The organism is Ruegeria sp. HKCCD9138, assembly GCF_057220975.1.
Genome location: NZ_JBWVAZ010000011.1, coordinates 15,514 through 28,777, shown reverse-complemented (window position 1 = coordinate 28,777; position 13,264 = coordinate 15,514). Strand labels below are relative to the sequence as shown.

General features: G+C 58.1%; 15 protein-coding genes. 8 read left to right on the top strand and 7 right to left on the bottom strand.

What is annotated here, in order from left to right:
- Positions 1-4: 4 nt before the first annotated feature.
- From fahA to AC2TEL_RS17085, 6 genes are all read left to right on the top strand, one after another.
- Positions 5-1,264, top strand: a complete 1,260-nt coding sequence (fahA, locus tag AC2TEL_RS17110; RefSeq protein WP_480905595.1) for a fumarylacetoacetase — start codon at positions 5-7, stop codon at positions 1,262-1,264.
- 10 nt (positions 1,265-1,274) lie between these two features.
- Positions 1,275-2,225 (top strand): MBL fold metallo-hydrolase, encoded by a 951-nt coding sequence (locus AC2TEL_RS17105; protein ID WP_480842915.1) that lies wholly within the window; start codon positions 1,275-1,277, stop codon positions 2,223-2,225.
- Between the two features lie 134 nt (positions 2,226-2,359).
- On the top strand, positions 2,360-3,970 hold the full coding sequence (locus tag AC2TEL_RS17100; protein ID WP_480842916.1) for an FAD-dependent oxidoreductase: 1,611 nt from the start codon (positions 2,360-2,362) through the stop codon (positions 3,968-3,970).
- Positions 3,971-3,975: 5 nt separating this feature from the next.
- Positions 3,976-4,173, top strand: a complete 198-nt coding sequence (locus AC2TEL_RS17095; protein WP_480842917.1) for a DUF2783 domain-containing protein — start codon at positions 3,976-3,978, stop codon at positions 4,171-4,173.
- Between the two features lie 5 nt (positions 4,174-4,178).
- A complete protein-coding gene (locus AC2TEL_RS17090; RefSeq protein ID WP_480842918.1) occupies positions 4,179-4,721 on the top strand; it encodes a VOC family protein in 543 nt (180 codons plus the stop codon).
- Between the two features lie 117 nt (positions 4,722-4,838).
- Complete coding sequence (locus AC2TEL_RS17085) at positions 4,839-5,168, top strand: DOPA 4,5-dioxygenase family protein (protein WP_480905594.1); 330 nt, start codon at positions 4,839-4,841, stop codon at positions 5,166-5,168.
- Here AC2TEL_RS17085 and AC2TEL_RS17080 read toward each other — a convergent pair.
- Complete coding sequence (locus AC2TEL_RS17080; RefSeq protein ID WP_480842920.1) at positions 5,165-6,793, bottom strand: acyl-CoA synthetase; 1,629 nt, start codon at positions 6,791-6,793, stop codon at positions 5,165-5,167. The genes AC2TEL_RS17085 and AC2TEL_RS17080 overlap by 4 nt on opposite strands.
- A gap of 219 nt (positions 6,794-7,012) precedes the next feature.
- On the opposite strand from AC2TEL_RS17080, the gene AC2TEL_RS17075 reads away from it, so the two are divergent.
- Together AC2TEL_RS17075 and AC2TEL_RS17070 are read left to right on the top strand one after the other, a co-directional pair.
- On the top strand, positions 7,013-8,404 hold the full coding sequence (locus AC2TEL_RS17075; RefSeq protein WP_480905591.1) for an aminotransferase family protein: 1,392 nt from the start codon (positions 7,013-7,015) through the stop codon (positions 8,402-8,404).
- Positions 8,405-8,543: 139 nt separating this feature from the next.
- A complete protein-coding gene (locus AC2TEL_RS17070) occupies positions 8,544-9,005 on the top strand; it encodes a hypothetical protein (RefSeq protein ID WP_480905589.1) in 462 nt (153 codons plus the stop codon).
- 307 nt (positions 9,006-9,312) lie between these two features.
- On the opposite strand, the gene AC2TEL_RS17065 is transcribed toward AC2TEL_RS17070, so the two are convergent.
- The 6 genes from AC2TEL_RS17065 to AC2TEL_RS17040 form a co-directional block, all read right to left on the bottom strand.
- Positions 9,313-9,996 (bottom strand): phosphatase PAP2 family protein, encoded by a 684-nt coding sequence (locus tag AC2TEL_RS17065; protein WP_480905586.1) that lies wholly within the window; start codon positions 9,994-9,996, stop codon positions 9,313-9,315.
- Positions 9,997-10,041: 45 nt separating this feature from the next.
- Complete coding sequence (locus AC2TEL_RS17060) at positions 10,042-10,209, bottom strand: hypothetical protein (RefSeq protein ID WP_480905584.1); 168 nt, start codon at positions 10,207-10,209, stop codon at positions 10,042-10,044.
- A 256-nt stretch (positions 10,210-10,465) separates the two neighbouring features.
- Complete coding sequence (gene rplT / locus AC2TEL_RS17055) at positions 10,466-10,831, bottom strand: 50S ribosomal protein L20 (protein WP_039523695.1); 366 nt, start codon at positions 10,829-10,831, stop codon at positions 10,466-10,468.
- A gap of 15 nt (positions 10,832-10,846) precedes the next feature.
- A complete protein-coding gene (gene rpmI / locus AC2TEL_RS17050) occupies positions 10,847-11,047 on the bottom strand; it encodes a 50S ribosomal protein L35 (protein ID WP_005981143.1) in 201 nt (66 codons plus the stop codon).
- 184 nt (positions 11,048-11,231) lie between these two features.
- Complete coding sequence (locus tag AC2TEL_RS17045) at positions 11,232-12,782, bottom strand: alanine/glycine:cation symporter family protein (protein ID WP_480842925.1); 1,551 nt, start codon at positions 12,780-12,782, stop codon at positions 11,232-11,234.
- A gap of 12 nt (positions 12,783-12,794) precedes the next feature.
- Positions 12,795-13,232, bottom strand: coding sequence for a universal stress protein (locus tag AC2TEL_RS17040; RefSeq protein ID WP_480842926.1), 438 nt, complete (start codon positions 13,230-13,232; stop codon positions 12,795-12,797).
- Positions 13,233-13,264 lie beyond the last annotated feature (32 nt).

Below are 13,264 nucleotides of genomic sequence, written 5' to 3'. Positions count from 1 at the left end.
ACGCATGAGCCAGTTGAAAAAATCCTGGGTGATCTCGGCCAATTCCGCCGACACCCCTTTTCCATTGAACAACCTGCCGTACGGCGTCTTTTCGACCGAAGGCACTGACCCTCGCTGCGGTGTGGCGATCGGCGACATGATCCTTGACCTCACGGCCGCCGAGGCGGAAGGGTTGGTCACACTAACCGATGAGCCGTTGTTCGATCTGCCCTTCTGGAACCCGCTGATGGAAGAAGGTCCTGCCGTTTGGGCGGCGCTACGCGAACGGCTGACCGATCTACTGTCCGAAGGGTCCGAAGAACAGAACAGGGTCGAACCCCTTCTGGTGCCGCAGGCCGAGGCCGAGATGCACCTGCCCTTCGCCGTCAGTGAATACACGGATTTTTACGCGGGTCGGAACCACGCCTTTAACGTTGGCACCATGTTCCGTGGGCCCGAAAACGCCTTGCCGCCGAACTGGCTGCACATCCCCATCGGCTATAACGGGCGCGCGTCGTCCGTCGTGGTCTCGGGCACCGATATCCGGCGCCCCTGGGGTCAGTTGAAGTCTCCGGACCAGGAATTGCCCGCCTTTCAGCCCAGCCGCCGCTTCGACATTGAACTTGAGATGGGCGCAATTGTCGGCACGCCGTCGGACGGACCGATTACAGTTCAGGAGGCCGACGACAATATCTTCGGCTACGTCCTGCTGAACGACTGGTCCGCGCGCGACATTCAGGCATGGGAATACCAGCCGCTTGGCCCGTTTCAGGCCAAGGCGACCGCCACCTCGATTTCACCGTGGATCGTCACCAAGGCTGCACTGGAGCCCTTTCGCTGTGATACGCCCGAACGCGATTTCGAGCTACTTGATCACCTCAAGGATCGCGGTCCGATGCTGTATAACATCGACCTGTCGATCACGATGGCGCCTGCCGGCAAAGCTCCGACGACCATTGCCGAGACGAATTACAACCAGATGTACTACTCTGCCGCGCAGCAGTTGGCACATCACACGACTTCGGGCTGTCCGATGAACACCGGCGACCTGCTGGGCTCGGGCACAATCTCTGGCCCGACCAAGCCGGAACGCGGTTCGCTACTGGAGCTCAGCTGGGGCGGCAAGGAACCCCTGACGCTGGACACCGGTGAGTCCCGCAGCTTTATCGAGGACGGAGACACGCTGACCCTGACGGGTGCAGCCAAAGGCGACGGATACACCATCGGTTTTGGCGATTGCGTCGGCACCGTTCTGCCTGCTTTCGAAAACCCCTACGCACGATAAGGAATTCACCATGGCCAAAGCATTCGCGTCCCAGGGGGACATGACGGAAAAGAAAATCTCGTTCACCGAAGTTGGCGAAGGGCTTTATGCCTTCACCGCCGAAGGTGATCCGAACTCGGGCGTCATTATCGGAGATGACAGCGTGATGATCGTCGAGGCACAGGCGACCCCGCGTCTGGCGAACAAGGTGATCGAATGCGTCCGCTCGGTGACCGACAAGCCGATCACGCATGTGGCGCTGACCCATTATCACGCCGTTCGCGTCCTGGGTGCCAGCGCCTTTGGCGCGCAGCAGATCCTGATGTCCGACATGGCCCGCGCCATGGTCGTGGAACGCGGGCAAGAGGATTGGGACAGCGAATTCCAGCGTTTCCCGCGCCTGTTCGAAGGACACGAAAGCATCCCCGGCCTGACCTGGCCCACAACGACCTTCAGCGACACGATGACCGTCTATCTGGGCAATCGCCGCATTGATCTGATGCATCTGGGCCGTGCCCACACCGCCGGAGACATCGTCATTCACGTCCCGGATCAGAACGTCATGTTTACCGGCGACATCGTTGAATACCACTCGGCCTGCTATTGCGGCGACGGGCATTTCAGCGACTGGGGCGACACCTTGGACGAGATCAAATGGTTCGACGTGGACGCGATCGCTCCGGGCCGTGGCGACGCACTGGTTGGAAAGGACATGGTCAACGCGGCCATCGAAAACACCCGGGACTTTGTCGAAAGCACCTTCCGCCCGGTCGCCAAAGTCGCGGCGCGTGGTGGCAGCCTGAAAGAAGCCTGGGACGCGGTTCGGGCCGAATGCGACCCGAAATTTGCCGATTACGCGATCTATGAACACTGTCTGCCGTTCAATGTTGCACGCGCTTATGACGAGGCGCGGGGCATCGACACGCCTCGCATCTGGACCGCTCAGCGCGATCTGGAAATGTGGGAGGCCCTGCAGGGCTGAGAATATCCGGGCCGGATTTGATCCAGATCGTGTTGGCCCGGACCAAACGATGAGAGGATGAACCTGACCTTTGACGCGGTCGCGTCAGAGCGCGGACGAGGTGCGCCCTGCGCGCAGAACGTGGGAGAGAGACTGTGAACAAGATTTTTGAAACACCGATCTATGCTTACGAGCCCAGCCCGGACCAGTCCGCGCCCGCTCCGGTACGCCATAAGGTGATCGTGGTTGGTGCCGGGCCCGTGGGTCTGGCCGCGGCCATCGATCTGGCCCAGCATGGGGTCGAGGTTATTGTTCTGGACGAAAACGACAAGGTCAGTTTTGGCAGCCGAGCCATTTGTTTTGCCAAACGACCACTGGAAATTCTCGACCGGCTGGGATGCGGTCAGCCCATGGTGGACAAGGGTGTCGTCTGGAATCTGGGCAAAGTCTTTTTCGACAACCGGAAAGTCTATGAGTTCAACCTCCTGCCCGAGGAAGGGCACAAGCGTCCGGCATTCATCAATCTGCAGCAATACTATTTCGAACAGTATCTGGTCGAACGGGTTCGCGAATTGCAGGAAGAGGGCGCGCCCATTGAAATCCGCGGCCGCAACAAGGTCGAAGCGGTCGGCACCCATCCCGATCACGTCAAGCTTGAAGTGGAAACACCAGAAGGTTCCTACACCATCGAAGCCGATTGGGTTATCGCCTGTGATGGCGCCGGGTCACCCATGCGATCCATGTTGGGCAAAGACTTTGTGGGTCGCGTCTTCGAAGACAACTTCCTGATTGCTGACGTGATCATGGACGCCGATTTCCCGACCGAGCGGTGGTTCTGGTTCGACCCGCCGTTCAACAAGGGCCAGTCTGCCTTGTTGCACAAGCAACCCGACAACGTCTGGCGCATCGACCTGCAACTGGGCTGGGACATTGACAAAGAACGCGAAAAGCGCCCCGAGAATGTGATCCCCCGCCTTAAGGCGATGCTGGGCGAAGACGTCGAATTCGAACTGGAATGGGTCAGCATCTACACCTTCCAGTGTCGCCGCATGGAACAGTTCCGCTATGGTCGTGTGATCTTTGCCGGCGACAGCGCACACCAGGTCAGCCCCTTCGGCGCCCGGGGCGCAAACTCGGGCCTGCAGGACACTGACAACCTGTGCTGGAAACTGAAAATGGTCATCGATGGCACCGCGCCCGAGACCCTGCTTGACAGTTATGATGTCGAACGAATTCAGGGTGCGGACGAAAACATTCTGAATTCCAGCCGCTCGACCGATTTCATTACGCCGAAATCCCGGATGTCCCGCCTTTTGCGTGATGCCGTTCTGGACTTGAGCGAACATTACGAGTTTGCGCGTCCGCTGGTCAATTCCGGCCGGTTGAGCCTACCCTGCACCTATTTCGGCTCGCCCCTGAATTCCGCCGACGCCCTGAACGGCCCGGCGCGTACCCGACCGGGATCGCCTTGCCCTGATGCACCATTGGGCGATGAGTTCCTGCTGTCCAAACTCGGGGATGATTTCATCCTGATGACCATTGACGCAGACGCGCCAGATGAGATCGAGGTCGAAGGTGTGAAAGTCAGGCGACTGGCCCTGTCTGTCAAGGACGACCCGACGATGGAGCTGAAACGCCGCTATCTGGGTGACGCAACCAGCGCCGTTTACCTGATCCGCCCCGATCAGCACGTGGCTGCACGGCGCGACAGTTATGAAGAAAATGCAATCCGGCACGCGGTCCTCCGCGCCACTGGGAAGGAGTAAACGCCATGGCCGACCTTATCCTCTCACCAAATATCGACCGGGCTGACGATTTCTATGCCGATCTGCTTTCGGCACATGAAGGCCTGGAAGATGCCGACAGCGATGCGCTGAACGCGCGGCTGGTGCTGATTTTGGCAAACCATATCGGAGACACCGAGATACTGAAACAAGCGCTGAACGCAGCCGCGCTGAAGCAGGAGTGACTGCCATGAAAATCGAACAGATTCACCACGTCGCCTATCGCTGCAAGGATGCAAAAGAGACGGTGGAATGGTACGGCAAGATGCTGAATATGGATTTCATTCTTGCCATCGCCGAAGACAAGGTGCCTTCGACCCACGAGCCCGATCCTTACATGCATCTGTTTCTGGATGCCGGGAACGGCAACGTGCTGGCGTTTTTCGAATTGCCGACCAAACCCGAAATGGGTCGCGACGAGAATACACCGCCCTGGGTTCAGCACATCGCCTTCAAGGTCAAAGACCGCGACGCGCTGGTTGCGTTCAAGGAACACCTCGAAGCCAACGGGGTCGAGGTTCTGGGCGTCACCGACCATTCGATCTTCCATTCGATCTACTTCTTCGATCCAAATGGGCACCGCGTTGAACTGGCCTGCCCGGATCCCGAGGAGGAGGAGATGCTGGCCCGGCTGGACAGCGTGAAGTGGGATATGCTGGAAGAGTGGTCGCGCACCAAGAAAGCCCCCCAGCATGCGGACTGGTTGCATGCCAAGGAACTGAACAAGGGCTGACGGCTTCGTTGCGCTGGGATTGACCATATACCCAGCGCACACGGCCTGTGTGTCGGCATGGGTGCCACCGGCGGCCTCATCTGTTTAGATTGAGCAAAACAGATGAAGGGGAACGCGATGCCTGAAATTTCCGGCTACCATGCTCATGTCTATTTCGACGCCGATACGCAGGATACGGCACAACGGGTATGCGAGGAGGCCGCGCGCCTGTTTCCCGTTCAGATGGGGCGGATGCATGACCGAAACGTCGGCCCGCACCCGCGTTGGAGCTGTCAGCTGGGATTTGCCCCCACAGTCTTTGATCAGGTTATCCCCTGGCTGATGCTCAACCGTCAGGGTCTGACGATCTTTACCCACCCCGATACCGGCGACCATCTGCCCGATCACAGGGACCGCGCCATCTGGATGGGTGAGATGCTGGAGCTTGACCTTTCGATCTTCGACTAATCCAGTTCCCGGGCCTGGTCACGCAGAATGAACTTTTGGATCTTGCCGGTCGACGTCTTGGGCAGTGCGCCGAACACGACGGTCTTCGGCGCCTTGAAATGAGCCATGTTGTCCCGGCAGAACGCGATCACCTCAGCCTCGGTTGCCTCCACCCCCGGCTTCAGCTCGACAAAGGCACAGGGCGTTTCGCCCCATTTCTCGTCGGGCCGTGCCACCACGGCGGCCTCCATCACGGCCGGGTGCCTGTAAAGGACATCCTCAACCTCGACTGACGAGATATTCTCTCCACCGGAAATGATGATGTCCTTGGACCTGTCTTTCAGCGCGATATAGCCATCGGGGTGCATTACGCCCAGATCACCCGAAGCAAACCAGCCGCCATTGAACGCCTTGTCCGTCGCATCGGGGTTTTTCAGATAACCCTTCATCACGATATTGCCCTGCATGAAAATCTCGCCCATGGTTTCACCATCAGCGGGCACAGGCTGTAACGTCTCGGGATCAGCAACCATCAGGCCGGACAGCGCCACGTATTTGACACCCTGCCGCACTTTCAGCGCCGCCTGTTCTTCGGGCGCCTTGTCATTCCATTCTTCCTTCCATGCACAGACCACCGATGGCCCGTAGGTCTCGGTCAGACCATACACGTGGGTCACTTCGACACCCATTCCTTCCATCGCCTGAATCACTTTGGCGGGGGGTGGTGCACCTGCTGTCATCACCTTGATTTGCTGGCTGAAATCCTTGAGGTGATCCGGTGCGTTTGCCAGCATGTTCAGCACGATGGGTGCGCCGCAGAAATGCGTGACGCCTTCCTCACGGAAGGCACGGTAGATCGGTTCATCCCGCACCGCACGCAGGCAAACGGACGTGCCCGCGTTGGCTGCCATGGTCCATGGGAAACACCAGCCGTTACAGTGAAACATCGGCAACGTCCACAGATACACCGAGTGCTGCGGCATGCCCCATGTCAGAATGTTCGACGTTGCATTCAGCGCAGCCCCTCGGTGGTGATAGACGACACCTTTCGGGTTGCCGGTTGTCCCCGACGTATAGTTCAGCGTGATCGCATCCCATTCATCTGCAGGCAGCGGCCAATCAAAGCCCGGATCACCTTCGGCCAGCAGCGCGTCGTAGGTCAATTCGCCCAGCCGCTCACCCCCGTCGAAGCCGGGGTCTTCGATATCAATTACCAGCAGGTCATGATCCACTTGCGTCAAAGCCTGCTTCACAACGCCCGAAAACTCGGGATCGACCAGCAGAACCTTGGCCTCGGCGTGGTTGAGGATGAAGGCAACGATGGGTGCGTCCAACCGGGTATTGATCGCGTTCAGAACGGCGCCGGCCATGGGAACGCCAAAATGCGCCTCGTAATGCTCGGGAATGTTGGCGGCGATGATCGACACTGTATCCCCATCACCGATTCCGCGCGCGGCCAGCGCGCTGGCCAGACGGCGACAGCGGTCATAGGTTTCCGACCAGGTATACCTGCGCGCGCCGTAGACTACAGACGGGTAGTCGGGATAGATCGCGGCGGTTCGCTCGATATAGCTGAGCGGGGAAAGGGGTGTAAAATTCGCTGGGGTCTTGTCCAGATGCTGCTGATATATTGTGCGGGCTGTCATCCGATGCTCCTCCCAATCGCGCCAGGTTCGTGTATTGAGCACAAAGCTTGCATCAAAACAAACCCGTAAAAATACGCGGAAATGATGCACTGGCGTTATTCTATGGGTTAATCTGGCCCTACTTCCCGCGCTATATTCACGCTGATCTACATCATCACGTCACAGCGCGCCCGCTGGGTCATCTTGATTCCCGCGCGCCTTACCTTGAAAGGACATGTCATGGACGGCACGTTCAACGAAAACGATCTTTCCCGCGTGGTCGAGGCCGACCGCGCCCACATCTGGCACCATCTGATCCAGCACAAACCATTTGAGACAAACGACCCGCGTATCATCGTCGAAGGCAAGGGCATGCGTGTCTGGGACCAGAAAGGAAAGGAACATCTGGACGCCGTTTCCGGTGGCGTGTGGACGGTGAATGTGGGCTATGGCCGCGAATCCATCTGCAAGGCGGTCTATGACCAGCTGATGAAGCTGTGCTACTTTGCCAACTCCGCAGGGTCGATCCCGGGGTCGATCTTTGCCGAGAACCTGATCGCCAAGATGCCGGGCATGAGCCGCGTCTACTACACCAACTCTGGCTCCGAGGCGAACGAGAAGGCGTTCAAGATGGTTCGCCAGATTGCGCATAAACGCTATGGCGGCAAGAAGACCAAGATCCTGTACCGCGACCGTGATTATCACGGCTCGACCCTTGCGGCGATGTCCGCGGGTGGTCAGGACGAGCGCAACATGCAGTATGGGCCGTTTGCCCCCGACTTCGTGCGCGTGCCTCATTGCATGGAGTACCGCAAGCACGAACTGGACGGTGCGCCCGAAGAGAACTTTGGCGAATGGGCCGCAGACCAGATCGAAGAGGTTATCCTGCGCGAAGGCCCCGACACAGTCGGCGCCCTGTGCCTTGAGCCCGTCACCGCGGGTGGCGGCGTGATCGAAGCGCCCGAGGGCTATTGGCAGCGCGTGCAGGAAATCTGCAAGAAGTACGACATCCTGCTGCATATCGACGAGGTCGTCTGCGGCGTCGGCCGGACCGGCACCTGGTTCGGATATCAGCAATACGGCATCAAGCCCGATTTCGTGACCATGGCCAAGGGTGTCGCTTCGGGTTATGCGGCGATTGCCTGCATGGTGACCACCGAAGAGGTGTTCGACATGTTCAAGGACAATGCAGACGATCCGCTGAACTATTTCCGCGACATCTCGACCTTTGGCGGCTGCACGGCCGGTCCGGCGGCGGCAATCGAGAACATGCGGATCATCGAGGAAGAAAACCTGCTGCAGAACTGCACCGACATGGGCAACCGCATGACGGCAAACCTGCAGGAACTGATGGAGAAGTATAAGGTCATCGGCGACGTCCGTGGCAAGGGCCTGTTTCTGGGTGCCGAACTGGTTGCGGATCGCGCGACCAAGGAACCTGTGGATGAGAAGCTGGCACAGGCCGTTGTCGCCGACTGCATGGCGCAGGGCGTGATTATCGGTGTCACCAACCGTTCGGTTCCCGGCAAGAACAACACTTTGTGCTTCTCGCCCGCGCTGATCGCGACCGCGGAGGATATTGACCAAATTACCGATGCAGTCGACGGCGCCCTGGGGCGAGTGTTTGGATGATTTGATCGGGACACTTCTCGGTCCGACTAGAGACAAGAAAACCGGCGCACCCCGCGCCGGTTTTTCCGTTGGGACCCATCAATTTGCGTAATTCCTGATCTCAGATAGCCTGTGACCATTCTATTCAGGAGATCCGACCATGAAATTCAATTTCCTCCGTATCATAGCCACATTCCTTGCGCTTTCCATCGCTGCCCCGGCCAGTGCCGAAGACGGCAGCGGTTTCCCCCAGATCGTCGGCACCTGGACAGGTACCTATCTGGTGGCCTTCGCCAAATCGAACCCGAACCATGAAAAGGGTCTTCTGAAGACCGAAATGGAATTGGAGATCACCAAGCTGGACGGCAACCTTATCACTGCCACCAACCGCTGGCGGCGGATTGGCGACAAAGAATGGATCGTGGAAGAGGCAATGGGAACCTTCAGCCTGGATGATCCCACCCGCTTTGTATTGGCCGAAGCCGGAATATCGGGCGAGGACGTTTCAGCGGGGATATTCAATGGGGTCTACCTGGATGACGTGCTGATGATCACCTATGCCGGTCCGGGCACTGGCGTCGCTTTTGCTGCGCAGTTGGTAAAACAGAAGGATGATCAGTAGGCCAACACTCACGACAAGAACGGATGGATCACCGATGTGGGCGACAGCATCTGCGGTGATGTGTAGTGCGAAGCCCAACGATTAACGGAGGTTGAAGCTGGTGCCTCAATGGCTTCGGTACTTTTGCCGATCCCAAGGGCTTTTGAATGCTCAGCCAAGCGGACAACGTTGTGTTTTGCATACGCTCCGGCTCTGAAACACAATCGATACGATGCCTTCGCGGAAAACTACAGCAAATCGTCAATAGCTCCGCTGTTGGCACTTCAAACCAATCGGACTTGCTTCCATATCCGGAGGTTACGGCTGCCTACTGGTTAACCGGCGCGGCTCCGTCGTCCTTTTCGCTCAGAATGGCATTCAACGCTTCGTGATAGGCAGGCTGGTCGCGGATCACATCCATGTAAGCATTGCCCAGCACTTGCCCGGACACGACATCCATGGGGTAGTGCACGCCACCTATAACGCGGCCGTAACCAATTTCGCGCCCGAGATCTTCAAGTGCGTCGGAATGCTCGGGGAAGATATCCGAGAGAACCGAAGTGTAAACTATGGCACGGATCGTGTGTCCGCTCGGGTATGAGGTTACGGGGAACGCTGTCGCGACGGGCTCAACAGCGTCATTGATCACAAAGGGGCGTGGAATATCGTAGTTCGCCTTAACCAGGTTATAGTCTTCGCGAACTTCGTCGATAATCTGATCCAGCGTTTCACTCAGAACATGTGTGTCGACAGTCGACAACCCTGTAGCGACGACAGGTGCAAAGCGTTCCAGATCGACGGATTTTCGGACAAAGTCCACCTGTTCAGAAGTGCGGCTTTCCTGCAGCCACATGACCGCGAACATTTGTTTGTCGAACTCTGGTGTACCGGGTTTGGCCGGGGGGCCAATCAGTGCAACAGTGTCAAGACTGTTCGCCGGGTAGAACTGGGCTGAATTGGCAGGCCCGGCAAGGGCAACGAGGGCAACAACCGCAACGGCATTCTTAAACACGACAGTTTCCTTTTCGGACTACACGACAGGCATCGTCGGAGAAATTCAGGCTTCGGCGATCATGGTGCCCCAACTGGAAAAGCCGCCATCCGTTTCACAGATGATAGTCTCCATGCCAGTCACCGCATCGGTTCCGAAGTGACAATCCGCCAATGCCGGACCACTTAGGAAAGCTATGTTCAGGGCCACCAAACCCAAGGCAGCATATTTCATGGTACTCACTCCTATTTGGTGAGTCTCATGTGTTGATGGTTCTTAGCCGCGTGCATTGTGTTTCGATTAAATCTGCTTAATGCGCAGATAATCTGGCCAGCCACACCACCGGTTCGGGAAAGCCCCTGGGCGGTTGGTATAGATGACTTATCGCTGAAACCGCGCAAAGCAGATAATCAGGTATCCAACCGCCCAAACGAATAAGGCCGTTCCTTTTGGAACGGCCCGTCATTCACTGTCTCTCTTGAAAAGAGGATCAGGCAGCCAGAGCGGCCTGTGCTTTGGCGACGATCGCGCCGAACGCTTCCGGTTCGTGCACGGCCAGGTCGGCCAGAACTTTGCGGTCCACTTCGATACCGGCCAGGTTCAGACCGTTGATGAAGCGGGAATATGTCAGAGCCTCGTCATGCGAACGCACGGCCGCGTTGATACGCTGGATCCACAGCGCGCGGAAGTTGCGCTTGCGGTTCTTGCGGTCGCGGGTTGCGTACTGGTTGGCCTTGTCGACGGCCTGGGTCGCAACTTTGAAGTTGCTCTTGCGGCGACCATAATAGCCTTTTGCGGCCTTGATGATCTTCTTGTGACGGGCGTGAGTTACGGTTCCACCTTTAACGCGGGACATCTCTCAAATCTCCTCTTAGCGGTCGTAGGGCATGTAGCCCTTGACGATCTTGGCGTCGGGGGCGGACAGGGTGGTGGTGCCACGGGCGTCGCGGATGAATTTCTTGGTCCGCTTGATCATGCCGTGCCGTTTACCGGCCTGGCCTGCCATGACCTTACCGGTCGCAGTCACCTTGAAGCGCTTCTTGGCGCTCGACTTTGTCTTCATCTTAGGCATTTCCGTCTCCTTTTTCGGGTTCGGTTTCAAACGCGACTCGGCATGCCATCTCGGCCGGTCACGCGATCAGATGCGCCGTTTACGCAAGTTCGGTCATACTGGCAAGGGGGTTTCGACCAGAATCTGAGCTTTTCGCTAGGCTGATCGGTCACCGGGGCGACGCAGGCCGCCCCGGTGGAATGGCTCAGTGGCTGAACTTGCGGATTTCGCCGCTTTTCAGCCGTGCGGCGTAGCTGGCCAGCTCCTGACGCACCACTTTCATCAGGAAGTAGAGCGCAAAGACGTTCACGACCGCCATCGCAAAGATCGCCGCATCCGAAAAGTCGATGACCGGACCAAGGTTGGCCGCCGCGCCGATGACAACGAAGACACAGAAGATGATCTTGAACACCAGCTCTTTGGTGTGGCCTTCGCCGAACAGATAGGTCCAAGCCTTGAGGCCGTAGTAGGACCAGCTGATCATGGTCGAGAAGGCAAACAGGACCACCGCAACGGCCAGCACATAAGGGAACCAGCCAAAGGCGCTGGCAAAGGCCGCCGAAGTCAGGCTGACGCCCGAATTACCGTCCACGGTCGCGATCGCGCTGCCGTCTTCGGTCAGCATGTACAAGCCGGTTGCCGGGTCAATGACGAGCTGCTGGGTGATGATGATCACCAGCGCGGTCATGGTACAGATCACCACCGTATCGATGAACGGCTCCAGCAATGACACGAACCCTTCGGTGATCGGCTCCTTGGTCCGAACGGCCGAGTGCGCAATCGCCGCGGAACCAACGCCTGCTTCGTTCGAGAACGCCGCACGACGGAAGCCCTGGATCAGCGCCCCGACCATTCCGCCAGCAACGCCAAGACCGGTAAAGGCACCGGCGAAGATCTGACCAAAGGCCCACCCGATCTGATCCGCATGCATGATGATGATGACCAGAGCTGCCGCCACATACATGACACCCATGAAGGGCACGACCTTCTCGGTCACACGCGCAATCGACTTCAGGCCACCCACGATCACTGCGAACACGATAGCCGCAAAGACAAGCCCTGTGATCCAGCCCGGATAGTCTCCGGTGATGCCCGCGATCTGCTGATGCGCCTGATTGGCCTGGAACATGTTTCCGCCGCCCAACGCGCCCAGGATACAGAAGATCGAGAACAGAACAGCCAAGATCTTGCCACCGGGAAGACCCAGCTCGGCAAAGCCCTTCGACATGTAATACATCGGACCACCGGAAACGGTGCCGTCTTCGTATTCGTTCCGATACTTCACACCCAGGGTACATTCGGTGAACTTCGACGCCATGCCCAATAGGCCGGCCACGATCATCCAGAACGTGGCACCCGGCCCCCCGATCCCGACGGCCACTGCAACACCGGCGATGTTACCCAGACCAACCGTACCGGACAGCGCCGTTGCCAGCGCCTGAAAGTGGCTGACCTCGCCCGCGTCGTTGGGGTCGGAATAGTCGCCTTTGACCAGGCTGATGGAATGGCCAAAGAACCGGAATTGCACAAAGGCAAAATACAGGGTGAAAACAGTCGCCGCGATCACCAGCCACATCACGATCCACGGCACGCTGGTGCCCGGGAACGGCGCAAAGATAAAGCTGACGAAAGGTCCGGTAAAGTCGGCAAAGGCCTGATTGATCTTGTCGTCCAGACCGGTCGAATCCTGCGCCGCTGCGGGGCTGGCGATCAGGGCGGCGGTCGCGGCCAGACCCAGATTTCTCAACATATTCATCTCGTCCCTCCCTCAGTTCACAACGGTGACCGGAACATCGGCATGCATGACCAGATTTTGGGTCGAGCTACCGAAAAGGCGTTTCTTGAACCCGTCCGCCGATGCGCGGCCAACGATGATCTGCGTGCCGCCGTTTTCGACGGTTATGGCGTTCAGCGTCTCGGCCACATCGCCGTGGCGAACTATGCCATGTGCCGTGAACCCGTCTGCGGTCAAAGCGTCCACAGCCGGTGTCACGATCCGTGTTGTCGCCAGCTCCACCTCTTCCTCACGTCGCTTGTGGCGCAAGGCATTTTCTTCGGGCGTCTGAAAAGTGAATGGGGACCATTCGATGACATAGACCACCAGCAATTCACACGTCCCGATGCGTTTTGCCAGGTCTTTGGCAAAGGCGATCGCGTGTTCTCCGGTTTCTGTCCCGTCCAGTCCTATGACAATTTTCGTTGTCATCTTGTTCCTCCGTTATCGTTTATCTGTCCGGA

What these genes read in the sequence shown, in the direction of transcription:
- AC2TEL_RS17105 (WP_480842915.1), top strand. Translation starts at nt 1,275, where the DNA reads ATGGCCAAAGCATTCGCGTCCCAGGGGGACATGACGGAAAAGAAAATC.
- AC2TEL_RS17045 (WP_480842925.1), bottom strand. Translation starts at nt 12,782, where the DNA reads ATGAATATGTTGAGAAATCTGGGTCTGGCCGCGACCGCCGCCCTGATC.
- AC2TEL_RS17040 (WP_480842926.1), bottom strand. Translation starts at nt 13,232, where the DNA reads ATGACAACGAAAATTGTCATAGGACTGGACGGGACAGAAACCGGAGAA.
- fahA (WP_480905595.1), top strand. Translation starts at nt 5, where the DNA reads ATGAGCCAGTTGAAAAAATCCTGGGTGATCTCGGCCAATTCCGCCGAC.
- rpmI (WP_005981143.1), bottom strand. Translation starts at nt 11,047, where the DNA reads ATGCCTAAGATGAAGACAAAGTCGAGCGCCAAGAAGCGCTTCAAGGTG.
- AC2TEL_RS17080 (WP_480842920.1), bottom strand. Translation starts at nt 6,793, where the DNA reads ATGACAGCCCGCACAATATATCAGCAGCATCTGGACAAGACCCCAGCG.
- AC2TEL_RS17095 (WP_480842917.1), top strand. Translation starts at nt 3,976, where the DNA reads ATGGCCGACCTTATCCTCTCACCAAATATCGACCGGGCTGACGATTTC.
- AC2TEL_RS17070 (WP_480905589.1), top strand. Translation starts at nt 8,544, where the DNA reads ATGAAATTCAATTTCCTCCGTATCATAGCCACATTCCTTGCGCTTTCC.
- AC2TEL_RS17090 (WP_480842918.1), top strand. Translation starts at nt 4,179, where the DNA reads ATGAAAATCGAACAGATTCACCACGTCGCCTATCGCTGCAAGGATGCA.
- AC2TEL_RS17075 (WP_480905591.1), top strand. Translation starts at nt 7,013, where the DNA reads ATGGACGGCACGTTCAACGAAAACGATCTTTCCCGCGTGGTCGAGGCC.
- rplT (WP_039523695.1), bottom strand. Translation starts at nt 10,831, where the DNA reads ATGTCCCGCGTTAAAGGTGGAACCGTAACTCACGCCCGTCACAAGAAG.
- AC2TEL_RS17085 (WP_480905594.1), top strand. Translation starts at nt 4,839, where the DNA reads ATGCCTGAAATTTCCGGCTACCATGCTCATGTCTATTTCGACGCCGAT.
- AC2TEL_RS17060 (WP_480905584.1), bottom strand. Translation starts at nt 10,209, where the DNA reads ATGAAATATGCTGCCTTGGGTTTGGTGGCCCTGAACATAGCTTTCCTA.